Annotated in this window: 23 protein-coding genes; 14 read left to right on the top strand and 9 right to left on the bottom strand. The window is 60.3% G+C overall.

Annotation, left to right across the window (positions count from 1 at the left end; all coding sequences use genetic code 11):
- Window positions 1-61: 61 nt before the first annotated feature.
- Window positions 62-745: a phosphonate C-P lyase system protein PhnL gene (phnL, locus tag O4H31_RS06465; RefSeq protein ID WP_269343924.1), complete on the top strand. Its 684-nt coding sequence runs from the start codon at window positions 62-64 to the stop codon at window positions 743-745.
- Window positions 742-1290: a phosphonate metabolism protein/1,5-bisphosphokinase (PRPP-forming) PhnN gene (phnN, locus tag O4H31_RS06460; protein WP_269343922.1), complete on the top strand. Its 549-nt coding sequence runs from the start codon at window positions 742-744 to the stop codon at window positions 1288-1290. The genes phnL and phnN overlap by 4 nt, the downstream gene beginning before the upstream one ends.
- Here the strand turns inward: phnN and O4H31_RS06455 are convergent.
- Window positions 1266-1943 carry a DUF1045 domain-containing protein gene (locus O4H31_RS06455; RefSeq protein ID WP_269343920.1) on the bottom strand — a complete coding sequence of 226 codons (678 nt, stop codon included), beginning with the start codon at window positions 1941-1943 and terminating at the stop codon, window positions 1266-1268. The two genes, phnN and O4H31_RS06455, sit on opposite strands and share 25 nt — an antisense overlap.
- A 47-nt stretch (window positions 1944-1990) precedes the next feature.
- Here O4H31_RS06455 and O4H31_RS06450 point away from each other — a divergent pair, with 47 nt between their 5' ends.
- From O4H31_RS06450 to O4H31_RS06430, 5 genes are all read left to right on the top strand, one after another.
- Window positions 1991-3139 (top strand): alpha-D-ribose 1-methylphosphonate 5-triphosphate diphosphatase, encoded by a 1149-nt coding sequence (locus tag O4H31_RS06450; RefSeq protein ID WP_269343918.1) that lies wholly within the window; start codon window positions 1991-1993, stop codon window positions 3137-3139.
- A 209-nt stretch (window positions 3140-3348) separates the two neighbouring features.
- Window positions 3349-5748, top strand: a complete 2400-nt coding sequence (locus tag O4H31_RS06445; RefSeq protein ID WP_269343916.1) for a PAS domain S-box protein — start codon at window positions 3349-3351, stop codon at window positions 5746-5748.
- Between the two features lie 61 nt (window positions 5749-5809).
- A complete protein-coding gene (locus O4H31_RS06440) occupies window positions 5810-6097 on the top strand; it encodes an SH3 domain-containing protein (protein WP_259982115.1) in 288 nt (95 codons plus the stop codon).
- 231 nt (window positions 6098-6328) lie between these two features.
- On the top strand, window positions 6329-7264 hold the full coding sequence (locus O4H31_RS06435) for a class II glutamine amidotransferase (protein ID WP_269343911.1): 936 nt from the start codon (window positions 6329-6331) through the stop codon (window positions 7262-7264).
- A gap of 30 nt (window positions 7265-7294) precedes the next feature.
- Window positions 7295-7861, top strand: coding sequence for a poly-gamma-glutamate hydrolase family protein (locus tag O4H31_RS06430; RefSeq protein ID WP_269343909.1), 567 nt, complete (start codon window positions 7295-7297; stop codon window positions 7859-7861).
- Window positions 7862-7899: 38 nt separating this feature from the next.
- Here the strand turns inward: O4H31_RS06430 and O4H31_RS06425 are convergent, their stop codons facing one another.
- From O4H31_RS06425 to O4H31_RS06395, 7 genes are all read right to left on the bottom strand, one after another.
- A complete protein-coding gene (locus tag O4H31_RS06425) occupies window positions 7900-8751 on the bottom strand; it encodes an ABC transporter permease (RefSeq protein WP_120350533.1) in 852 nt (283 codons plus the stop codon).
- A 4-nt stretch (window positions 8752-8755) separates the two neighbouring features.
- Window positions 8756-9613, bottom strand: coding sequence for an ABC transporter permease (locus O4H31_RS06420; protein ID WP_269343906.1), 858 nt, complete (start codon window positions 9611-9613; stop codon window positions 8756-8758).
- Complete coding sequence (locus O4H31_RS06415; RefSeq protein ID WP_269343904.1) at window positions 9613-10698, bottom strand: ABC transporter ATP-binding protein; 1086 nt, start codon at window positions 10696-10698, stop codon at window positions 9613-9615. Before O4H31_RS06415 ends, O4H31_RS06420 begins: the two co-directional genes overlap by 1 nt.
- Before the next feature lie 61 nt (window positions 10699-10759).
- Window positions 10760-11821 carry an extracellular solute-binding protein gene (locus O4H31_RS06410; protein WP_269343902.1) on the bottom strand — a complete coding sequence of 354 codons (1062 nt, stop codon included), beginning with the start codon at window positions 11819-11821 and terminating at the stop codon, window positions 10760-10762.
- Window positions 11822-12226: 405 nt separating this feature from the next.
- Window positions 12227-13507, bottom strand: coding sequence for a TRAP transporter large permease (locus O4H31_RS06405; protein WP_269343900.1), 1281 nt, complete (start codon window positions 13505-13507; stop codon window positions 12227-12229).
- On the bottom strand, window positions 13504-14067 hold the full coding sequence (locus tag O4H31_RS06400; RefSeq protein ID WP_120350529.1) for a TRAP transporter small permease: 564 nt from the start codon (window positions 14065-14067) through the stop codon (window positions 13504-13506). The genes O4H31_RS06405 and O4H31_RS06400 overlap by 4 nt, the downstream gene beginning before the upstream one ends.
- A 59-nt stretch (window positions 14068-14126) precedes the next feature.
- Window positions 14127-15107 carry a TRAP transporter substrate-binding protein gene (locus O4H31_RS06395; protein ID WP_269343897.1) on the bottom strand — a complete coding sequence of 327 codons (981 nt, stop codon included), beginning with the start codon at window positions 15105-15107 and terminating at the stop codon, window positions 14127-14129.
- A gap of 244 nt (window positions 15108-15351) precedes the next feature.
- Here O4H31_RS06395 and O4H31_RS06390 point away from each other — a divergent pair, with 244 nt between their 5' ends.
- The 5 genes from O4H31_RS06390 to O4H31_RS06370 are packed head-to-tail and all read left to right on the top strand — an operon-like array spanning window position 15352 to window position 20686.
- Window positions 15352-16527, top strand: a complete 1176-nt coding sequence (locus O4H31_RS06390; protein ID WP_269343895.1) for an L-rhamnonate dehydratase — start codon at window positions 15352-15354, stop codon at window positions 16525-16527.
- A complete protein-coding gene (locus O4H31_RS06385; protein ID WP_269343893.1) occupies window positions 16524-17435 on the top strand; it encodes a dihydrodipicolinate synthase family protein in 912 nt (303 codons plus the stop codon). The genes O4H31_RS06390 and O4H31_RS06385 overlap by 4 nt, the downstream gene beginning before the upstream one ends.
- A 1-nt stretch (window position 17436) precedes the next feature.
- Window positions 17437-18168 carry a GntR family transcriptional regulator gene (locus tag O4H31_RS06380; protein WP_120350525.1) on the top strand — a complete coding sequence of 244 codons (732 nt, stop codon included), beginning with the start codon at window positions 17437-17439 and terminating at the stop codon, window positions 18166-18168.
- Between the two features lie 2 nt (window positions 18169-18170).
- Window positions 18171-19178 (top strand): 4-hydroxythreonine-4-phosphate dehydrogenase PdxA, encoded by a 1008-nt coding sequence (locus O4H31_RS06375; protein WP_269343888.1) that lies wholly within the window; start codon window positions 18171-18173, stop codon window positions 19176-19178.
- Window positions 19175-20686: an aldehyde dehydrogenase (NADP(+)) gene (locus tag O4H31_RS06370; RefSeq protein WP_269343886.1), complete on the top strand. Its 1512-nt coding sequence runs from the start codon at window positions 19175-19177 to the stop codon at window positions 20684-20686. Before O4H31_RS06375 ends, O4H31_RS06370 begins: the two co-directional genes overlap by 4 nt.
- A gap of 283 nt (window positions 20687-20969) precedes the next feature.
- On the opposite strand, the gene O4H31_RS06365 is transcribed toward O4H31_RS06370, so the two are convergent.
- Window positions 20970-21863, bottom strand: a complete 894-nt coding sequence (locus O4H31_RS06365; protein ID WP_269343883.1) for a LysR family transcriptional regulator — start codon at window positions 21861-21863, stop codon at window positions 20970-20972.
- Window positions 21864-21966: 103 nt separating this feature from the next.
- On the opposite strand from O4H31_RS06365, the gene O4H31_RS06360 reads away from it, so the two are divergent.
- Together O4H31_RS06360 and O4H31_RS06355 are read left to right on the top strand one after the other, a co-directional pair.
- Entirely contained in the window at window positions 21967-22860 is an 894-nt protein-coding gene (locus O4H31_RS06360; RefSeq protein WP_269343881.1) for a pirin family protein, read from the top strand.
- 36 nt (window positions 22861-22896) lie between these two features.
- Window positions 22897-23985: an NAD(P)/FAD-dependent oxidoreductase gene (locus O4H31_RS06355; protein ID WP_269343879.1), complete on the top strand. Its 1089-nt coding sequence runs from the start codon at window positions 22897-22899 to the stop codon at window positions 23983-23985.
- The last annotated feature ends 24 nt before the right edge of the window (window positions 23986-24009 follow it).

Raw genomic sequence — 24009 nt, 5'->3', positions numbered from 1 at the left:
AAATGTTTCGCACGCGAAAAAAATGACAAACGTTAACAATAGGTTAAACAAGGCTGAACCCATGATACGCGTGGAAAATGTAAGCAAATCCTTCACCCTGCACAACCAAGGTGCGGCGGTGATCCCGGTGATGCGCGGCGGCGAATTGACCGTGGCGCGCGGCGAATGCGTGGCGCTGACCGGGGCGTCGGGCGCCGGGAAATCGACGCTGATGCGGATGATCTATGGCAATTACCTGACCGCTTCGGGCCGGGTCATGGTGGGCGATCTGGATGTCGCCCATGCCGCTCCGCGTGAGATTCTGGACCTGCGCCGCCATGTACTGGGCTATGTCAGCCAGTTCCTGCGCGTCGTGCCACGGGTAGCGACGCTGGATGTCGTGGCCGAACCGCTGCGCGCGGTGGGCAGCAGCGAGACCGAGGCACGGGCGCGGGCCGGAGAATTGCTGGCGCAGCTCAACATTCCGCAGCGGCTCTGGCAGCTCAGCCCCACGACCTTTTCGGGCGGGGAGCAGCAGCGGGTGAACATCGCGCGCGGCTTTGCGCATCCCTACCCCGTCCTGCTGCTGGATGAGCCGACGGCGAGCCTCGACGCTACCAACCGCGCCACGGTGCTGGCGCTGATCGAAGAGGCCAAGGCCCGCGGCACGGCGATCTTGGGCATCTTCCATGATGAGGCCGCCCGCGATCAAATCTGCGACCGCGAAGTGGACGTAACCCGTTTCACCCCCGGATTGGCCGCATGAGCGGGCGTTTTATCGCAGTCGTAGGCCCCTCCGGCGTCGGCAAGGATAGTGTAATGGAAGGACTGGCGGAAACCCTGCCCGACCTCTTCCTCGCCCGCCGCGCCATCACCCGGCCCGGTGAGGCCGGAGGCGAGGATTTCGAAGGGATCAGCGAGGAGGAGTTTCTGCGGCTCGAAGCAAATGGCGCCTTTGCCCTGAGTTGGGCCGCGCATGGGCTGCACTACGGCATTCCCATCGCCGTCGAGACGGCGCTGGTTGAGGGGCGCGATGTGCTCGCCAACCTCTCACGCGGGGTGCTGACCGAGGCCAAACTGCGGTTTGCGCGGTTCGAGGTGCTGTCGCTCACCGCCTCCCCTCAAGTCTTGGCCGCGCGGCTGCGGGGCCGTGGGCGCGAGACGGAGGAGGAGATCACCGCCCGTCTGGCACGGGCCGAGCGCGTCCTGCCCGATCATATTACCGCGATGGAGATCGACAACTCCGGCCCCTTGGAGCAGACCGTGGCGCAGGCGTTGGCGGCGCTCTATCCCGAGAGGGCGGCGCGGTGAACCTCGTGGAACATACCGTCTTCGGCCTGCCCCACCAGCGTCAGGCTGTCCAGAATAAAGGGCTGCGGCAGATGCGGCGTGATATAGGGGGCCAGCGCTGCGATGACCTGCGGCAGATCGCCCTTGGGCAGCTTGCCGGTCAGGGTGATGTGAAAGCGGAACGCCTCCATCACGTGAGGATAGCCCCATTTGGTGAGGTTCGCCTCTTGTGCAGGCGTCAAGTTGGCTTGGCGGCGGCGGGCCAGATCGGCTTCGGAAGGGGGCGCGCGGAACGTGTCGAGGCCGCGCACCACCTTGGCGGCCATGGCGTTGAGTGCAGCGGTGTCCCCCTCGGGCGTCAGCGCCAGAAAGCGGCCCAGCGGGGTGAGCGCAAGCCCGTCGAGCGTGACCGGCGAAAGCCGCGTGCAAAGCGCCTCAAACTCGGCCAGCAACCCGTCAGCCGTGGTGCCTTCGGCCAACACAAAGGGCGGCTTGATCGTCGCATGCAGCCCGTATTTGCGCGGCGTCTGCGTCAGGGCGGCCACGTCCAGCCCGGCGACCTCTGGGTGCGCAACGGCGCGCCCGCGTGCCACATCCCAGCCCAGCCAAGCGGCCCCAGCCTCGGCCAAACTGCCCTGCGGCGTGTAATAGATCGCATAGCGGTCGAACTTCATTCATCTTCTCCCTGCATCCAAAGATGCGCAACAAGCGTGACGTTCACATGACAAAAGAAACCATTCTCGCCAATGCCAAAATCATCCTGCCCGATGCGGTGATCCCCGGCAGCGTCGTGCTGCGTGACGGGGTGATCGCCGATATCGCGGAAGGCACCGCCCTGCCCAAAGGAGCGGTCGATTGCGAGGGCGGCTACCTCGCCCCCGGGCTGGTCGAACTCCACACCGATAACCTTGAGCGCCACATGAAGCCGCGCCCCAAGGTCGACTGGCCGCACCGCGCGGCGATCATCGCCCATGACCGCGAGTTGGCGGGCACCGGGATCACCACAGTTTTCGACGCGATCCGGGTGGGGTCGATCCTGTCGGACGCGGGGCGCAAACGCTACGGGAAATACGCCCGCGACATGGCCGATGAAATTCTGATGATGCGCGACAGCGGGGCGCTGGCGATCAGCCACCATATCCACCTGCGCGCCGAAATCTGTTCGGAAACTTTAGAGGAGGAACTGGCCGAGTTCGGCCCCGACGACAAGGTCGGCATCGTCAGCCTGATGGATCACACGCCGGGCCAGCGCCAGTTCCGCGATGTGCAAAAGTTCGAGGATTACGTCTGCGGCAAGAACGGTCTGCCCCGTGAGGATTTCGGCGATTACGTCACCTTCCTGCACGGGTTGCAGGAACGGCTTGGCGCGAAGCATGAGGCGGCAGCGGTGGCGGCGGCGGCGCGCTATGGCTCGGCGCTGGCCAGCCATGATGACACCACGGCCGAGCAGGTCGCGACCAGCCACGCCCACGGCGTGCGCTTGGCCGAATTCCCCACCACCCGCGCGGCGGCAGAGGCCTGTCACGCCCAAGACATCGCAACGATCATGGGCGCGCCGAACCTCGTGCGCGGGGGGTCGCATTCGGGCAATGTGGCGGCAAAGGAATTGGCGGAACTGGACCTGCTCGACATCCTGTCGTCGGACTATGTCCCCGCGGCCCTGCTGCTGGGGGCGGTGCAACTGGGCAATCTATGGGGCGATATGGCGCGGGGGCTGGCGACCGTCACCCGCACGCCCGCGCATCACGTAGGCCTGACCGACCGGGGCGAGATTGCCGTGGGCGCGCGGGCTGATCTGATCCTGTTCGAGGTGATGAAAGACGCGCCGATCCTGCGGTCGGTCTATGCCATGGGCCACCGGGTCGCGTAGCCTTTCACCCTCTCCGGCATCCGCCAATCTTGGCGGGTGCTGGCCCGCATTTTTCTGCGCGAAAACCCGCCCCTTGAAAGAATGTGCTTTTTGCGCTCGTCTTGTCGCTTCATAAGACTAGGTTACATATACCCTGCATCTTGCAGGTCGAATTTAGCCGGGTCCAGCGACCGACAAGCTTGAGGAAAATGGTGCAAGAAGCATTGAGATTGGCGAGCGATCGCCTTGGGCAGATCGTCGAAGACGCGGCCAGCGAAGTTTACCTGTTTTCAGTCGAAGACTTTACCTTCACCCTCGCCAATCGCGGCGCGCGGGAGAACCTTGGCTATTCGATGGAAGAGCTGCGCGGCATGGCGGCGTGGGACATCAAGCCCGAACTGTCGCGCGAGGCGTTTCTGGACCTCGTTGAGCCGCTGATCAACGGCAAGACGGCCACGCTTGAATATGAGACGGTCCACCAGCGCAAGGACGGCTCGCGGTACTGCGTTCTGACCCATTTGCAGCTGATCTCAACCGAGGGCGAAAAGGTCCTTTATGCGGCCATTCAGGACATCACCAAACAGAAAGAGACCAACGCGGCGCTGACCAAAGTCTCGGCCCGGCTGGACGCGATCCTGAGCAACACCACGATGGCCATCTTCATGATGGACGACAAACAGCAATGCGTCTTCATGAACCGCGCAGCCGAAGAGTTGACCGGTTATAAATTTGAGGAAACCGTCAACAGACCGCTGCATGACGTGATCCATCACACCCACCCCGACGGGCGGCATTTCCCGATCGAAGACTGCGCCATCGACCGCGCTTTTCCGGAAAATCACCAGACGCAGGGCGAAGAAACTTTTGTCCATAAGGACGGCAGTTTCTACCCCGTAGGCTTTACCGCCTCGCCGATGAAGGATGAGACGGGCAAGACTGTGGGCACAGTGATCGAGGTCCGCGACCTGCGCGAGGAACTGCGCGCACGCAATGCCGAGATTGAGTTCAACAACGCGCTGAAAACCAAGATCGAAGAGGCCATGGCCGAACGGGACCGGCTTGAGGCGCAGTTGGTACAGGCGCAAAAGATGGAAGCCGTGGGCCAGCTCACTGGCGGCATCGCGCATGATTTCAACAACCTGCTTCAGGTGGTGGGCAGCAACCTTCAGCTTTTGTCAAAGGAACTGGCCGAGGTCGACGGCAAGCGGCGGTTTGTCGACAACGCCATGGCGGGTGTGTCGCGCGGGGCAAAGCTGACTGCGCAACTGCTCGCCTTTGGGCGGCAGCAGCCCTTGGAACCAAAGCCGCAGAACCTTGGCCGATTGGTGCGGGGCATGGACGACATGCTGCGCCGTACCCTTGGCGAGGGGATTGAGGTCGAGACAGTGATCTCGGGCGGGCTGTGGAACTGTCTTGTCGATCCGGCGCAGTTGGAAAACGTGATCCTGAACCTTGCGATCAATGTGCGCGACGCGATGGCCCACCACGGCAAGCTGACAATCGAAGTGGGCAACGCCGCGCTTGACGATGCCTATGCCCAAAGCCACCCGAATGTGGCCCCCGGCCAATATGTCATGCTGGCAATCACCGATACCGGCTCAGGCATCGCACCGGAGATCATGGAAAAGGTCTTTGACCCCTTCTTCACGACCAAAGACACGGGCGAAGGCACCGGGCTCGGCCTCAGCATGGTCTACGGTTTCATCAAACAATCCGGCGGACATATCAAACTCTACAGCGAAGAGAACCAAGGCACGACCGTGCGAGTCTATCTGCCGCGCACGCAGCGCCAGGAAGAAAGCGCCCCGCTGCCCGCCGCAACCGAAACGCCCACGGGCAGCGGTGAGGTGATCCTTGTGGTCGAAGACGACGCCGCCGTGCGCGAGACCGCCGTCGATCAGCTGCGCGACCTTGGCTATGGCGTACTGACCGCCGAGAACGCCGATAGCGCGCTGGCGATCGTCAAAAGCGGTGTGCAGATCAACCTGCTCTTTACCGATGTGGTCATGCCCGGCAAAATCCGCAGCCCCGAGCTTGCCCGCGAGACCAAGGCGCATCTGCCGAATGTTGGCGTGCTCTTTACCTCGGGCTATACCCAGAACGCGATTGTCCACGCCGGGCGGCTGGACGAAGGCGTCGACCTGCTGAGCAAACCCTACACCCGCGAGCGGCTGGCGCTGAAAATTCATGAGATTCTCTCTCGCCAATCCAGCACCGATGCCGCCCACATGGCGCAGGAAGACGCGCACAGCGCCCCCGATGACGCGCTCAAAGTCTTGCTGGTTGAAGACGATGCGCTGATCAGCATGGCGACCGCGGATATGCTTGCCGATCTGGGCTATGCCGTGACCGAAGCCGACAGCGTCGCCGCCGCCGAACGCAGCCTTGAGGTCGAGCGGTTCGACATCATGTTCACCGATCTCGGCCTTCCCGACGGCTCTGGCATGGATCTGGTGCAGCACGTCACGCAACTGCGGCCAGAGATTGCCGTTATCATCGCATCGGGAGCCGATCCGCGGGAATATGCCGAAGGCGAAACCGAGCGCGCGCGCTATGTCAGCTTGATGAAACCCTATGATGAGCATTCCCTGAAACGCGCCTTGGAGCAGTGTAGGGAAACGGCAGGATAAGGCGGCTAGGATCAGCCCGGTTTTCGATCTATGAGGTGAGAAAACAAAAGAGAGGCAGATCATGCGCAGCATTACATTCGCAGCAGTTTCCACCCTTATCTTCGTCGCAGGTTGCGCAGGCATCGCCGCCGACCAAGTGATGGTTCACCGCACCGGGCCAAACGAGCTTTTGAAGCTGCGGTCTGGGCCCGGGCTTGATTTCGGGGTCATCATGGGCCTGCCCGATGGCACCGTCCTGAACCGCCGCGATTGTGTGACCGAGATTGGCCAGCTTTGGTGCCGGGTGTCCTTGGCCGATGCGCCAGAGGTGCAAGGCTATGTCTCGGCGGATTATATCTCAGACATCTGAGCGATAGGTCAGATTGAGGGTGGCGCGTTTGGAGCGCCGCCCATTCCGCCGACACGGTGGCCCCGCCCGCATGGGCATTCCTAAAAACTTGCCCCCAGCGTCCCTTCGCCCCTCCGGCGAAGAAATCGCCCCCCGTCCGGCACATGGGTCGATTTACTCTAAGTTCACTCTATCTCAGGCCTTCACACCCTTCGTGAAAGCCACTGAAATATCTCAAGAGTAAGGAAAACCATGTGCCGCTTCCTCGCCTATATCGGACCTGAACTGCCAATTGACGCGCTGCTCCTTGCGCCTGAGAACAGCTTGCTGAACCAGAGCCTTGATCCGGAACTGCACCCCAGCCTGCAACTGGCCGGTTGGGGCTTTGCGGCCTGGAGCGACCATCTGCTGAAACCCGACGCGCCGCTGCTTTATCACCGGCCCAAAGCGGCCTTTCACGACGACAATGCCAAGACCCTAATCCCCAGCCTACAGGCCCATACAATGCTGTCGCATATCCGCGCGGCCTCTTATGACGCCAGCGTCGTGCAGGCCGATGAAAACTGCCACCCGTTTTCCTTTGACCATACCCCGTGGATCATCGCGCAGAACGGTGCCCTGCCCCATTGGCGGCAGTTGCAACGTGAGCTCCTGCCCCATTGCAAAGATCAATACCTCACCCAGATGCGCGGCACGACGGATACGGAATTTCTTTATGTGCTGCTGCTGTCATTGCTGGAAGGCGACAGCGATGACGATGTGCAGCGCGGATTTGAAAAACTGTTGCGGGTCATTTGTGAGGCCGCGCGAAAACTTGATCTGGCGGCATTGACCAAGCTAAAAATCGCGCTTGTCAGTTCAGATCGTATTATCGGCGTAAACTATGGCTGCGGGCATGACGGCGAGACCGATGTGACCGGCGACTGGAAGAAACTGCGCGACGAGGACTTACCCCTCTCTATGCTGCTTGAACCGGTCTATGTCCTGACAGGCGCGAACTTTGAGGATCATGCGGACTCCTATAAGGTCGACCCCTGCCCCGAGGGCGAAGCCGAATCGGCGATTTTTGCCTCCGAGCCGCTGACCGAAGATGGGGATGAATGGCAGGAGATCGAGTTTGGCGAGATCGTGTTTCTGGAGCGGAAAGACGGGCTTATCTCTAAAACGGTGCGCAAGCTCGACGTTTGATCGCCCTCCCCAGCCGATAGGAGCCATTTCATGACGGATCGTTTCCAGAACTATGCCGACCTCTCTGCCGAGATGCTGCGCGATGATGATTACCAGATACGCGCCGAGGATCGAGGCAGCGCGGTGATCATCCTCGCGCCCCATGGCGGCACGATTGAGCCGGAGACTTCGTTGATCGCTGAGGCTATCGCGGGAAGCGACTATTCCTACTATCTGTTCGAGGCACTGAAAGCCGGGGCGCATGGGGATTTCCACATCACCTCGCACCGCTTTGATGAGCCGCAGGCGTTGGAGCTTGTGGCGGGGGCGACGTTGGCCGTGGCGATCCATGGGCGCAAGGATGATGGCACCGAAACGGTTTGGCTTGGCGGGCGGGCCGAAGCCCTACGCGATGCAATCGGCGCTGCCCTGCGCGACGCGGGGTTTGACGCGGCGCCCAACACCACCCTGCCCGGCGTGCATGAGACGAACATCTGCAACCGCACCCGCACAGGCGAAGGCGTTCAGCTTGAACTGCCGCGGTCGCTGCGGCGCACGCTTGCCGAAAACCCCGACCTATTAGAGAGATTCAGTAAAGCGGTACGGCAGACGCTGTGACCAGAGAGCGGCAGGCCCAGCGCGGGCCTGCCGAAGTCTTAGCTCCGTTTTTGAAACAGGATCACCATCAGCGCCAAAAGCGATGAGCCCAGCATCAACAACAGCGACACGGCGTTCAGCAGCGGGGTCGAGCCTTCTTTCAACCGGTCGAACATGGCGATGGTCAGCGGCGCGTCAGAACCCACGAGCATCAGCGTTGTGTTGAAGTTCTCAAAGCTCATGAGAAACGCCACCACGACCGCTCCGATCATCGCGGGTGCAAGGAACGGCAGCGTGATCGTGCGCACCGCCGTCAGCCGGTCCGCGCCAAGGTTCAGCGCCGCCTCTTCCAACGTGCGGTCAAACTTCTGCAAGCGGGCCGAGATCACTAGCGTGGCGATTGTGGTGATAAAGCTGAACTGCCCCAGGATCACCAAAAGCAGACCGGGGCGCAGCGCCTGAATGTCGATCTGCGCCATGTCCCAGACGCCATTGGCCAGCGTGGAGGAAAACACCAGCACCGAGATGCCCAGCACGATGCCGGGGATCACCAGCGGCAGCAGCATCAGCACATAGAGAAACCCCTTGCCGCGAAACTCATAGCGGTTGAACAGAAAGGCGTTCGTCGTGCCAACGCAAACCGACATGATCGCCACGCAAAGCGCCACGAATGCCGATGTGCCCACCGACCGCAGGATGCCACGTTCATGAAAGACGCCGATCTGAGGGCGCTCCTCGCCGAAGAACCAATTCCACGTGAATCCCTCCCACGGAAGAGACGGAAACTGGCTGTCGTTGAAGGCGAATACCGCCACCACGGTCAGCGGCAGGGCCAGATAGAGAAAAAACAGCGCCACATAGCCACCATACAGGATGCGAAAGCTGCGCGATTGCGGGATTGTCGGGATCATTGGATCACCCCATCGTTTCCTTGAGGGTCCGGCCCGTGAGCCAGAGCATCCCCCAGACGATCACCGAAGACAGCACCAAAAGCATAAAGCCAAAGGCGGCGCCCAGCTCCCAATTGGAGCGCACGATGAACTGGTTATAGATCATTTCGGTGAACCACAGGCTGTCCTTGCCGCCCAGCATCGTCGGCGTCAGATAGTTGCCCAAGCTCAGCATGAAGACCACGATACAGCCCGATACGATGCCGGGCATGGCATGGGGGATGATGATCTTACGCAGGACGGAAAGCCCGCTGCCGCCCAGATCATAGCCCGCCTCGATCACACTGTCGTCGAGACTTTCCAGCGTGGTGACAAGCGGCACCACCATGAAAAGCATGGAGGTATAGACCAGCCCCACCATCATCGTAGCATCGGTATAAAGCAGTTCCACCGGACGGTCCGCCAGCCCCACCCATTGCAACAGGTTCGAAACGAGACCGGTCTCGCGCAGCAGGATCATCCAGCCGAAGGTGCGCACCAGTTCGGAGACGTAAAACGGGATCAGACAGAGTAGGAAAAGCACCTGCTGCAACCGCCCCTTGGCCATCTTGGCGATGTAATAAGACACTGGGAAGGCGATCAGCAGCGTGAGCGCGGTTGCCAGCACCGACATCACCGCCGTGCGCCAAAAGGTGCGTAGGTAAAGTGGTTCGGTCAACGCCTTTTCATATTGCGCCAGACTAGTTTCATAGACGCCAAAGCTGATGCGTTCGCGCAGAGAGATCAGCAGCATGTCGATATGCGGGATGATAATCAAAAGCCCCAGCCACAGCACCAAGGGCGTCAGCAGCAGGTAGAATGTCAGTCGGGATTGGCTGCGCATCACGCGACCCCAAAGCAGGTCGCCTGCCCCGCGCCCCAGCCGATATGCACCGCATCGCCGCGATGCAGGCTTGAGAATTCACCTGATTGCGGCAGCGTGACTTCGAGCGTCTCACCCACGTCATCCTGTACCAACACGCGCGAAGCCGCGCCGTTGAACAGCAGGCTGGTCACAGTGCCCGTCAGTTGATTGTCAAAGCCCGACAGCGCATCGGCACTGGCGGCCAGCCGGATGGATTCAGGCCGCACGAAGATCTCGGCCCGTGCGCCTTGGGCAAGGCCCGCGCCGGTGGCCCGCATTGCAAGCCCGCTGTCGGTGCGCAGTTGCAGGGTGTCGCCCTCAACCCGCTCAATCTTGCCCTTCCAGCGGTTCGATTCGCCGATAAAACCGGCGACGAAGGGCGTCTCGGGGCGATAGTAGAGGTCTTGCCCCCGGCCCACCTGCTCGAACTGGCCATTGCTCATCACCGCGATCTGATCGGACATCACCAGCGCTTCGGATTGGTCGTGGGTGATATAGACGAATGTCGTGTCAAAGGCGGCTTGCAGGGCCTTCAGCTCAACCTTCATATGTTCGCGCAGCTTGAGGTCCAGCGCCCCCAGCGGCTCATCCAGCAGCAGCACGTCCGGCTCCAGCACCATGCAACGCGCGATGGCGACCCGTTGCTTCTGACCGCCCGAAAGCTCATCCGTCTTGCGCGCGCCGATGCCCGGCAGGCCGATCCGGTCGAGCGCCTCGTCGACTTTACGCGCAATCTCGGCCTTGGGCATGCCACGGCGGCGCAGCCCGTAGCCGATATTCTCGGCAATCGTCATCATCGGGAAAAGCGCCAGATGCTGGAACACCATATTCACCGGGCGTTTGTTCGGCGGCGTATCGAGCACCGATCCGCCCTTGATCCGAATGTCACCAGAGGTCGGGTCGAGAAACCCCGCGATCATCCGCATGATCGTCGTCTTGCCGCAGCCCGAAGGCCCGAGGATGGAGAAGAAACTGCCGGGCGGCACCGTGAAGGAGACGTTGTTAACAGCGGTGGTATCGCCGAACCGCTTAACGAGGTCGACGCATTCCAGATCTGGGGTCATGTGAATTCCGTATAAAGAAGCGACACCCTCAGCGTGAGGGTGCCGCTCGTAGGGTCAGTTATCAGTTGGCAGCTTGGACGCGGTCCAGCACTTCGCCTTCGATCGTTTCCAGACCGGCGGGCACCGGCGGATACCATTTGATGTTGTCGATGGCTTCTTGGGGGAAGCTGGCCTGATACTTGGCTTTCAGGCTGTCTTCGGCAAACTCATCTGCGCCTGCGGAGGCGGTGAAGTTGCCTGCCGCCGCGGTAATCATCGCCGCGACTTCGGGCTGCATGACAAAGTTGATCCACTCATAAGCCACATCATCGGCCTGCCCTTTGGCGGGCAGAACGAAGGTGTCGATCCAGCCTAGAGCGCCCGAGGCCGGGGCCACGAAGGTCAGATCAGCATTGTCGTCGTTCAGCTTCCAGCCGCCGGTATCCCATGCCATCGACGCGGTCACTTCGCCCGAGCGCAGCAGGTTCATCAGCTCATCACCGCCGCCCCAGTAGGTTTTGACGTTCTCTTTGCATTCGATCAGCTTGGCTTCGACCTTGCCCATGATCTCGGCGTATTTGGCTTCGTCGCCATAGGCGGCAAAGGGGTCTTCGCCCATCGCGAAAGCGAAACCGATCAGGGTCGGACGCTTGAGACGGTAAGAAACCTTACCCGCCACTTCCGGCGCGCAGAGATCGGTGTAATCCTTGACCGTGTCACCCGCTTCGGCGGTGTTCATCACCAGACCGGAGGTGCCCCAGACATGCGGCACGCCATAAACGTCGCCGTTCACGGTGGTGTTCGCCATGGTCGAATCGAGCATGGAGGTGATGAAAAGCTCTTTGTTCAGCTTGGAGACATCAATCGGCTTGTAGATGCCGAATTCCATCTGCGGGCCCATGATGCGGTCTTGCGACGGCTGAGCGAGGTCAAAACCACCGCCGCCAGTGGCGCGCAGCTTGGCGATCATCTCTTCGTTGTTGGATTTCGTGACTTCGACGGTATGGCCGGTCTCTTCTTCGAATTTCGCGACCACGTCCTCAGGTGCGTAGCCGCCCCATGTCAAAAGACGTAGCGTGTCGGCTTGGGCCACGGAGGCAAGCCCCGCCAGCATCGTGCCGGCCAGCAGAATGGTTCGTGTCATGGGAAATCCTCTTTCTAGTGTACTAATTGTCGGCAGAATGCGCGCGTTAGACCATTTGGTCAATTTATACTTCGACGCATTGCGGCCCCTTGTGGCCTGACAATGCAAAACATTTGTGACAGAGGCGGAAAATGCCGTTTGTTTTGGCAGGGTTGCTGCGGGCCTAGGCGCGCCGTGGGCCCGCAGCTTCTGCGGCCTTGCTCACCCAGATGACACAGCGGCCGGATTGCAAAACAGCCTTGCTGGGGGTCGAAGCCGGGTGCTGCATCTAAGCAGAACCCTTTCAAATATGCAGGCAATCACCGCAGGGATGATGGCCGCGCCGGGAGGCGAAACCATCGTAGTCCCAGCAAAACGCATGCAATCCCGGGCAGGATCGCCCACCCGAGAATGCATTGATCTTGCTCAATCAAGGTAGTGCGTTAGCGCGAGAGAGACTTCGGGCACATAGGTCACCAAGAGCAGGACAAACGCCAGCACGGCAATGAACGGCAAGTTGGTGCGCGACGTTTCCCAGATGCCCGCGCGGGCGATGGAGCAGGAGGTGATAAGCACCGATGCCACAGGCGGGGTCTGCTGACCGATGGCAAGGTTCAGCGTTACCATGATACCGAAGTGTATCGGATCAATCCCCACCGCATTGACCAGCGGCATCACCACCGGCACGACCAAGATGATCGCGGCGGCCCCATGCAGGAACATCCCCAAGACCAGCAAGAGCAGGTTCAACAGCGCCAGAACGATCAGCGGGTTGGTGGTGACTTCGGTGATTTGGGCCGCCAAGGTTTGCGGCACCTGCGCTTGGGTCAGGAACAACCCCAAGGCGGCGGAGGTGGACACCAGCAGCATCACCACGCCAGTCTGGCTGACGCCTTCGAGCATGGTTTTGCGGAGCCGCGAGACATCCAGATCACGGTAGATGAACAGCCCGATCACCAAGGCCGCCAGAACCGCAAGCCCCGCCCCTTCGGTGGCGGTGACAAGACCAGAAAAGATACCGCCAAGGATGATGACCGGCATGGTCAAGGCCCAGAACGCCTCTTTGAAGGTCCGGCCCACATGGCCCAGATCAAAGCTCTCGGCACGCGGCAGGTCATAGCGGACGGCCAGCACATAGGTCACCGTCATCAAGAGAAAGGCCCCCAAAAGCCCGGGCACGACCCCCGCAACGAAAAGCTTGATCACCGAGGTTTCGGCAATGGCCCCGTAGAGGATCATCGGGATCGAGGGCGGGATAATGATGGCAAGCGATGCCGAAGAGGATGTGATCGCCGCCGCCAATGTCCGCGAATAGCCGCGCCGCTTCATCTCGGGGATCAAGACGGTGCCGGTCGCCGCCACATCGGCCACAGCCGAGCCAGAGATCTCGGCAAAAACCATCGACACGCCAATGTTTACCATGCCCAGCCCGCCGCGGATAAAGCCGATCAGCGCGGTGACAAAGTTGATCAGCCGCAGAGAGATGCCGGAGGTGTTCATCAAATTGCCCGCCAGAATGAACAGCGGAATGGCAATCAGCGGAAAAGAGGTCGAGCCGGAATAGAGCTTGATCACCATGTCATAGAAAGCGTCTGGCCCGGAGGTCAGCAGAAAGCCCGCCATAGAGGTCACCCCGATCGCGACGGCGATGGGCACGTTGATCAAGATCAGGGTGATCAGGGCAATGGTGGTGTAAAGGAGGATCATTTGGCGGTGTCCTTTAGGTCGAGCGTGGCGGTTTCGGCCTCGGCCTCGGCGATGGCTTTGTCGATTTCTGCATGTTCGGGATCAATCCCTTGCGCGGCCAAGCGCAGGGCGCGCGGCAAGGTCAAGAGGGTGCCGATGATCATCAAGACCGAAGCGATCGGGATCACCGATTGCACGATGTCCAAGGTCATCCAGCGCAAAGACAGCAGGGAATCCCATTTCGCCACTGCCAACACGGCATTGCCGTAATAAGCTGTGACGGAGAAATAAATGATGACGAGCAGCTCGGAAAATAATGTCAGCACGATGGCCGCAGATTTCGGCAAGGCGATGACGATGCCCGAAAAGCCCATGTGTTGGCGCATGAACACCGCATAGGCAGCGCCGAAATAGGTGAGCCAAGCCAGCAGGACGCTGGCGATCTCATCGTACCATGCGGGCGATGCACCGAGGTAACGCATGGTGGTCGAATAAACGACCGCTCCCGCCAGTGTCACCAACAGCGCGAGGCAAACCGTTTCGATTGCCCAAAGAAGTAAACGCTCGATCTTAGCGACCATGCCTGTCTCCTGTTCTGAGTGGCCCCGGCCAGCCCATGCCAACCGGGGCGAAGCTGCGTTTACTTAGCCAGTTCTTGCGCGCGCGAGACGAGCGCGTCGCCACCCGGCACTTGGCTGGAGAAGGCAGCGTAGATCGGCGCGGAGGCTTCGATAAAGGCGGCCTTATCAGCCTCATTGACCTCTACCCCCGCTGCGCGGACCTTCTCGACCAGTTCACCGTCGGCGGTTTCGCCCTGGTTCAGCGACCAGTCCTGAACGGCTGCGGCAACTTCGGTCGCGGCGGTTTTGACCTCATCGGGAAGTTTCGACCAGGTTTCGGCCCCGGTGGTCAGATAGGTAGGTGAATAGACGTGGCCAGTCAGGCTCAGGTAGCCCTGCACCTCTTGGAAATTCGCGCCGACAATATTGGTCAGCGGGTTTTCCTGCCCGTCCATTGTGCCGGTTTGAAGGGCGACGAACACTTCAGAGAAAGACATCGGCGTCGGGTTTGCGCCCCATTCTTTGAACATCGAAACCCGCCATTCAGAAGAGGGCGTGCGGATTTTGAGCCCCTCCAAATCGCTGGGGGTGTTGATCGGGCGAGCGTTGTTGGTGATCTGGCGGAAACCGTTTTCCCAAGTCGAGAGCACTTCAAGCCCGGCTTTGCGCGCCAGTGGGGCCAAATCGGGCTGCACGATTTCGGCGTCGATTGCTTTTAGGTGCGCGCGATCCTGCACCAGAAACGGCATGTCAAATAGCGCAAATTCGGGCGCAACGTTGGTCATGATGGAAGAGATCAGCGTGAAATCCACGGTGCCCAGACGCAGCTTTTGCATCAGTTCCTTTTCGTTGCCGAGCTGTGCATCGGCATAGAATTCCACCGTGTGGGCGTCGCCCAGTTGCTCTTGCAACTGTTCGGCAAAGCGTGCGGCGCTTTTGCCCTGCAGGCTGTTCGACGCCGCACCCACGGCCACCACATAGGTGTCCGCGGCCACGGGTGTCACAAGTGCAAAGGTCGCAGCGGCCAAACTGGCGCTCAGGCTCTTTGTAAGGGTTTTCATCGTATCTCCTCCGTTGGTTAAGAAAGTTCTGCCGCATCCTTTGCACCTTTGCCTATCGGGAAATGAGCCACGAACGCGCGGCAGCTTGTGCAGTCGGTCATATTTCATTTCTTCCCCTCCGTAATTTGGCGCTTTAGCATTTTGGCATTCCAAAACTCCAATATGATGCTAAGAGTGATGTCAACATGATTCGTCTTCGGAAGTGTCCGGCAGAACGAGAAACAGCGAAAAAAGAGAGGCCCTGATGACTAAGATCAAATCCGTCCGCACCCGTGTCTGGAACTGGAAAGGGCCGACCGTGCCCCCCTCGGGGAATTTCTGCACCAATGCGTCGGATGCCCTTTGGATTAAGGGCGATGCCATGGCGAGCTTTCGTTTTCACCAGTGGCTGACCTGCGAGATTGAGACAGAAGACGGCACAATCGGCATCGGCAATGCAGCCTTGGCCCCTACCCTTGTGAAACAGGCAATCGACGAATGGTTCGCCCCGCTGGTCGTTGGCGAAGACCCCTTCGACTACGCCTATCTGTGGGAGAAAATGTACCGCCGCAGCCACGCTTGGGGCCGCAAGGGGGTCGGGATGACCGCGATCTCGGCCGTCGACATCGCGATCTGGGATCTGATGGGCAAACTGGTCGGTAAACCCGTGTTCAAACTCTTGGGCGGGCGCACCAAAGAGAAAATCCCGGTCTACTATTCCAAGCTTTACGCGGGGTCTGTCGAAAGCATGCAGGCGGAAGCGGAAGAGGCGATGCAGCACGGCTACACCGGGTTTAAAACGCGGTTTGGCTTTGGCCCGAAGGACGGCATGGCAGGCATGCGTGAAAACCTCAAACGGGTCGAAGCGCTGCGCGAGGTGATCGGCTATGACAAAGACCTGATGCTCGAATGCTACATGGGTTGGAACCTCGACTACGCCAAGCGGATGCTGCCCAAACTGGCGAAATACGAGCCGCGCTGGCTCGAAGAGCCGGTGATCGCCGACGATGTGGCAGGCTATGCCGAGTTGAACGCCATGGGGATCGTCCCAATCTCGGGCGGCGAACATGAATACAGCGTGATCGGTTGTGCCGAACTGATCAATCGCCGCGCGGTCAGCGTACTGCAATATGACACCAACCGCGTCGGCGGCATCACGGCGGCGCAAAAGATCAACGCCATCGCCGAGGCGGCGCAGATCCCGGTCATCCCACATGCCGGGCAGATGCATAACTATCACCTGACCATGGCCAATATTAACTGTCCGATGTCCGAATACTTCCCGGTCTTCGATGTCGAGGTCGGTAATGAGTTGTTCTACTACATCTTCGAAGGCGACCCCGAGGCGCAGGACGGGTTCTTGCAGCTTGAAGACGACAAACCCGGCCTCGGCATCACCATTTCCGACAAACATCTTTCCAACTTCGAGATCACAGAATGACCAAATACTCCGGCATCTGGCCCGTCGCCCCCACCCCGTTCAACGATGACGGCACGGTCGACTATGAGGGCATGAAACGTGTGATCGACTGTATGGTCGATCAGGGCAGCGATGGCATTTGCATCCTCGCCAACTTCTCTGAACAGTTCCTGATCACCGATGAGGAACGCCGCCTTTTGACGGAGGTATCGCTCAAGCATATGGATGGGCGGCTGCCCGTCATCGTCACCATCAGCCACTACGCCACCCAAATCGCCGTGGCCCGTGCGCAGCACGCCAAAGACCATGGTGCCGCAATGGTCATGATGATGCCCCCCTACCATGGCGCATTGCTGAAGGGCTCGGCGGAACAGAGCTTTGAGCAGTTTGCCCAAGTGGGAGAAGTCGGCATCCCGATCATGGTGCAAGATGCGCCGCTTTCGGGGGTGGACCTACCGGTGCCCCTGCTGGTGCGCATGGCGCGCGAGATCGAAGAAGTGCGTCTGTTCAAGATCGAATGCCCGCAGGCCGCGACCAAGCTGCGTGATCTGATTGCGGCAGGCGGTGACGCCATCGAAGGCCCTTTCGACGGAGAAGAGGCGATCACGCTGCTCGCTGATCTCGAAGCCGGGGCCACTGGCGCCATGACCAGCGCCATGATCCCTGACCAGATCAAACCGGTGATCGACCATTTCGCGGCTGGCGATCTTCGGGCCGCGACCGATGCCTATGCCCGCGTCTTGCCTGCGGTGAACCATGAAAACCGTCAATGCGGCTTTCGGTCTGCCAAAGCGGCAATGGTTGAAGGCGGGGTGATCCGCTCGGAATTCTGTCGTCACCCGATTGCCCCATTGCATCCTCAGACACGAGAGTCCCTACTCCGCTTGATCCGGCCGCTTGAGCCGGTGTTGCTGAGCTGGGGAAAATGACATGAGCAAGAAGACCGACATCACAGACCTCGACACGGGCGAGCTTGCCCTCGCGCGGCCCCGCGCCACATTGGTAGAGGTGGCCGCCGACAAGCTGCGCGAGTTGATTTTGCTAGAGAAACTGCCCGCCGGGGCGCATATCTCGGAGCGTGATCTGGCCGCTGCCTTGGGCATCAGCCGCACCCCCCTGACCCGTGCGCTGACCATTCTCGAACAGGACGGGTTGATCGAATATTCGGTCACCCGTCGACCGCAGGTGGCCAATCCCCGGCTGGATGAGATCGAACAGAACCTGATCGTTATGGGCGCGCTCGAAGCCTTGGCCGGGGAGTTGGCCTGCGCCTGCATCACCGATGCCGAGATCGCTCAAGTGGCCGAGTATCAGCGCCAGATTGAGGCGGGAGACAGCACGCTTTCCCCGCTGGAATCCTTTCGCCTCGATATGCAGATGCACGAAGCCATCGTGCAGGCAAGCCGCAATGCCCCGCTGATCGATACGCATCTTAAGTTCAATGCGCGGCTGTGGCGGGCGCGGTTTCAATCCTCGCAACGTCGCTCGGGCCGCGGCCAGACCCTGGCCGAACACCGCGCCATCGTCGACGCCCTGTCGCGGCGCGACGCCAAAGCCACGTCCGAGGCGCTGCGCCATCACCTTGCCTCGGCCGTCACCAATACCAAAAACGCTTTGCAAGAAGACGGCAAAGCCAAGGACCACAATACAGAAACGGAGTGAACATGACCCCAAGAATTGGTGTTATCCCCGGTGACCCCAGCGGCATCGGGCCGGAACTTGTCGCCCGGCTGCTGGCCGATGACTGCTGCGATCAGGCGCAGATCCTGCTGATCGGCGACCGTCACGTCTTTGAGATGGGGCAGCGCCAAGCCGGGTACGACCACACGATGACTACGGTGAACGCGGCGGCACAGGATTGGACGGCGCATGCGCCAATCGCTCTGCATGAGATGGAAACCATCGCGGCCGAGGATGTCGTCATTGGCCAAAGCACCGAAGCCTCGGGCCGGTCCACGCTACGGGTCCTCGACCAAGCGCTCGCCTTTGTGCAGGAGGGGGTGATCGACGCGATTGTCTTCGCCCCGTTCAACAAGGCCTCGATGCATATGGCCGGGATCGGGCATTCCGATGAGTTGCATTACATCGCCGAAAAGCTCGGCGTGACCAACTATATTTCCGAACTCAACACACTCGACGATATGTGGACCAGCCGGGTCACCAGCCATATCGCCCTGCGGGACGTGGCCGACGCGATCACCCCCGACCGCATCCAAGAAGCCACCCGTCTGATCGACCGCACCCTGCGGCAAGCCGGCCACGCCAGACCCCGCATCGCCGTTGCAGCGCTCAACCCCCATGGCGGGGACGGCGGCAACTTTGGCCGTGAGGAAATCGACGTGATCGAACCCGCAGTGCGTCACATGGCAGGCGGTCAGATGGCTGTGACCGGCCCCCTGCCCTCAGACACAGTCTTTCTCAAGGTCACGAAAGGCGAGATCGACGCCGTGGTCACGATGTATCACGACCAAGGCCAGATCGCCCTTAAACTGCTGGGATTTGACCGCGGCGTGACCGTTCAAGGCGGGCTGCCGGTGCCCGTCACCACCCCGGCGCATGGCACGGCATTCGACATCGCAGGCCAAGGCACAGCCGACGTCGGGGCCACCCGCGCCGCGTTTGAGATCGCCTGCAAGATGGTCCGCAATTCGCAAAAGGAGACAGCAGCATGAGCTTCACCCCGCATGGTAAACATTTGATCGCCGGCACATGGATCGGCTCTGACCAGACCTTTGCCTCTGAACCCGCAAGCGGTCCGGCGCTTGATTTCAGCGTCGGGACAAGGGCGCTCGTCGATCAGGCCTGCGAAGCGGCAGAGGCTGCCTTCTGGTCCTACGGCTATAGCACCCGCGAGGCGCGGGCCGCATTCCTTAACACCATCGCCGACGAAATCGAAGCCCGCGCCGAGGCCATCACCGATATCGGCACGCGCGAAACCGGCCTGCCCGAAGCGCGGCTGAACGGTGAACGCGGGCGCACCACAGGGCAGCTGAGGCTTTTTGCCGATCATATTCTAAAGGGCGACTACCTTGATACGCGGGTCGATCCAGCCCTGCCCGACCGGCAGCCCCTGCCCCGCCCGGAGCTGCGCATGGTCCAACGCCCGATTGGCCCTGTCGCCGTCTTCGGCGCGTCGAACTTCCCGCTGGCCTTTTCCACCGCCGGGGGCGACACCGCCGCGGCGCTGGCCGCAGGATGTCCGGTCGTCGTAAAAGGGCACTCCGCCCACCCCGGCACGGGCGAGATCGTGGCCGAGGCCGTGCATGCCGCGATTGAAAAATGCGGCATGCCAAAAGGTGTCTTTTCCCTGATCCAAGGCGGCAACCGCACGGTCGGCCAAGCACTGGTGCAGCATCCGCTTATCAAAGCCGTGGGCTTCACCGGCTCGCTTGGCGGGGGCCGCGCATTGTTCGACCTTTGCGCCGCCCGGCCCGAGCCGATCCCGTTTTTCGGCGAACTCGGCTCGGTCAATCCGATGTTCGTGTTGCCCGAGGCGTGTAAAGCGCGCGGCCAAGCCCTTGGCGAAGGCTGGGCCGGGTCGCTGACGATGGGCGCGGGCCAGTTCTGCACCAACCCCGGCATCGCAGTTGTGCCGAAAGGCGCGGAAGGCGACAGTTTTGTCGCAGCCGCGACCGCAGCCCTGCAAGACGCACCTGCGCAGGTGATGCTGACAGACGGGATCGCGCAGGCGTACCGCGACGGCAAGGCCCGGTTTGATCGGCGCAATGCCGTGCAGCCGCGCCTGTCCACCGACAGCGAAGGCCGCAACGCCCTGCCCAACCTCTATGAAACGGATAGCGCGGCCTATTTGCAGGATCACGAGCTTGGGGAAGAGGTCTTTGGCCCGCTTGGCCTCGTCGTTCGGACCGGTTCAGTCGAAGAGATGGAGAGCCTCGCGAAGGGGCTGGAAGGCCAGCTTACGATCACGCTGCAAATGGACGACGCGGATACTGACACTGCACGACGTCTGATGCCAATTATCGAACGCAAAGCCGGGCGCCTGCTGGTCAACGGCTTCCCCACCGGCGTCGAAGTGGCCGACAGCATGGTTCACGGCGGGCCCTACCCGGCCTCGACCAACTTCGGAGCAACCTCGGTCGGCACCCTGTCGATCCGGCGTTTCCTGCGCCCAGTGTGCTACCAGAACTTGCCAGCGGGCCTTTTGCCCGAAGGTTTCTAGTCAAGAGGCTCGCCCAGATCGGGCGGGCCACATCGCGTTTGAACTCTTGAGGCGTGCGGCATTGGCTGCTGGTTCGGTGGCATTGGCGCTATAAACGGTTCCTGCACCAAGCGGGTTCACACCGCTTGGTCGATCTGATCGCTGAGTTGACCGACACCCCTTTATGATACCTTGCAGGAATCCGGGGAAGGACAGCTTGCAGTCGGGCGACCCCACGAATGGTCAGGGCAGATACGCGCTGCGAGTTCAGTCATCATAGGTAGTATCGAACGATAGTTGGGCATTACGATGAAAGGGCTTTGAATTCCCTCCATAGCAATTCCGCTACGGAACCGATAATCGGTTGTGTTTGGCGAAACGCATAGATTGTAACATCAAATGCAAGGTGTGTGTGTGGCAAGTCTATCTCGCATAGCAGCCCTTGCTCCAACTCTTCCGCGATCATGTGTTCTGGCAGGCGGCCCCAGCCGAGACCTGCAATCAGCAGGTGCTTCTTGGTGTGCAAGTCGCTGACATACCAGCGGCGCTGGCCTTTCTGGACGCCGATTTCGCGGTCGAACAGCCCTCCGGCTTGGCCGCTGTCGCTCGCGATGACCTGATGGAAACGGCGCATGTCCGAGAGCCGCTCGGGATGATCCATCTCAGCCCAAAGGGATGGTGACGTAACATTGCGCAAGATCGATTTCCCGAGAGGGATGTAGTCGCAGCCCTCTTCCTCAAGCATGATTGAGGACATTGGCGAAATAGCGATTGCCGCGGTCTCCGTTTTTACGGCCTCGATGGCGCCGGACAGAACCTCCGGGCGCAAGACTACACGGGTCTCGGGAAAATCCGTTTGCAGTTTGCACAAGACGGGGGTCAGCGCGTTGAGGTTGGTGCTGGAATCCACCGCGATTGTAATCGTTTCTTCCTGCCCTCTCTCGAAGTGCTGGATCAACTGACCCAGATCCTCCGCCTCCGTCAAAACCCGCAAGGATTGAAGATAGACCCGTTTGCCCACCGGTGTGAGTACAAGCCGATACCCCGACCGATCAAACAATTCGGTCCCAGTCTGAAATTCCAGAGTCTTCAACGCTTGGCTGATCGCTGGCTGCGTCCGGTTGAGGCGTTCGGCGCCCCCTTTGACCGAACCGGTTTCAACAACGGCGCGCAAGACGTTCAGTTGATCGAGTTTCATGAGGCACCACAAGTTAAGAATTTTTTATTTAGATACTAAAAAAGTATAAATATCAATCAGGCTTCGCTTCGCTTATCACTGGATCAACAACCGGAGCAATTCAATGAAACAAGTTTCTTTCCAAGAGCCAACGCAGCCCGATCGAGTCGGTACATTTACCATCGCACGAGCCCTTCCGAACCGGGCTGTGAACGCGGTCGGCCCGTTCCTTCTTCTCGATCATCTGCCCAAGAGCGAAATTGTTGCTGGTGAGTTGCCCGAGCCCGATGGCAGCTTCGCCCACCCCCATCGGGGTATCGTGACATTCACCTATGTCATGGAAGGGGCGATGACCCATTTCGACAGCCTGGGGAACAACAGCACCGTGACAGCAGGAGGCGTGCAATGGATGAACGCGGGCAACGGCATTATCCATGACGAAATGCTCGCCACGCCCCTGCGCCGTGATGGCGGGGTGCTGCATTCCTTTCAATTCTGGATCAACCTGCCTGCGCCGAACAAAAACGAGCCCGCGCAATACATGCCCGTCTCATCCCCGGACCTGCCCGTTGTAGGACTCGCGGGGGGACGTGGGGAGGTCAAAGTTCTGCTTGGCGCTTATGACAGGCAATCCTCGCCCATCCCCACCTATGCGGGCGAATTTATCTGGCACGTGAGGATCGAGCCGCTTGCGACAGTCGATATCGCCCTGCACGCCGGTCTGCCTGTCGCTGGATTCCTGCCAACGCAAGGGGCCGTGGTCGGTGATACCAAGATCGATGCGCATACCCTCATCGGATTGGACGCCCCGAATGGGACGTTGGAGATCACTAACCCGGCTGTTGAACCGCTCGATCTGCTGCTGTTTGGCGGTGAGGCGATCACCGACCCCATCGCCATGCGCGGCCCGTTTGTCATGAACAGCGACAACGAACTGACCGAAGCGTTCCGCGAGTATCGCGCCGGGAAATTCGGACAGATCACCTATCCCGCCGATCACGCCGCCCACAAATCATAGAATTACGCCGCAAGGCCCCCAAGAAGGTTAAAAATCATGCCACAGAAAGTTGCCATTGTCGGCGGCGGGTACATAGGCGCCGAACTCGCGAAGTCTCTCGACGACACCGCACAAGTCACATTGATCGAGCCGCGCAGTCACTTCGTTCACGCGCCGGCCATGATCCGCGCGGTTGTTGATCCTTCGCTGCTGGATCGCGCTCTTATTCCCTATGATCGGCTGCTCACGAACGGCAAGGTAATCGCCTCCAAGGCGAAATCCATAGACGCGGACAGTGTTACGTTGGAGGACGGCAGTCGGGTAGAGGCGGATCAAATCGTTGTTGCCACCGGATCTGGCAACGCCATGCCATTCAAGCCTCAAGGCGCCGATATTGCGGACCTCAAGGCCGACAACCAGCGCATTCACCAGCAACTCAAAGCGGCGCGGCGCATCGGCATTGTCGGGGCTGGTGCCGTTGGCACCGAGCTTGCGGGCGAAATCGCCTATGCCATGCCGGACAAGAAGGTGACACTGATCTCAAGCGACGAGACATTGTTCCCGACGATGCCGTCAAAGCTGGGCACCTCTTTGGCCGCGAAACTGCGCAAGACTGGCGTCACGCTCATTCTTGGCCAGTTGGCGGAGAACCTGCAAAGCATGACCGAGCCTTATGCGGGCACCCTGCAACTCGCTGATGGGTCACAGCACGACTTCGACCTGATCTTTCCGGTTATCGGATCGCGCGCGAATTCCGAGGTGCTTGAAACGCTTGCCGGTGTCCAGAAAACGACGGAAAACCGGATCAAAGTCGACCCGTGGATGCGCCCATCGTCGCTGCCCAATGTGTTCGCGGCCGGCGATGTCGCGGATGCAGGCGACGGGATGACCATTGTCGCCGCAAGTCGCCAGTTGCCATGGCTAAAGACGACGCTGTCCGGATTGGCAGCGGGACAATCGGTCGAAGACATGAAGCCATATAAGCCATGGGGCAGCAAGGCACCGATCCTTGTGCCGCTTGGCCCCAAACAGGGGAATTCCTTCCTTGGTTTCTTCACTGCTGGTGACTTCCTGACCAGCAAGATGAAGGGCAATGATCTGTTCCTCAAAAAATACGCGAAGCTAATGAACCGGGCTCAGAGCTGATCAACTTACTTAACGATTCCAAGA

This window comes from Sulfitobacter dubius (genome assembly GCF_027214245.1).
Lineage (GTDB): Bacteria > Pseudomonadota > Alphaproteobacteria > Rhodobacterales > Rhodobacteraceae > Sulfitobacter > Sulfitobacter dubius_A.
The sequence above is the reverse complement of the archived record's forward strand: the minus strand, read 5'-3'. Positions and strand labels throughout refer to the sequence as shown.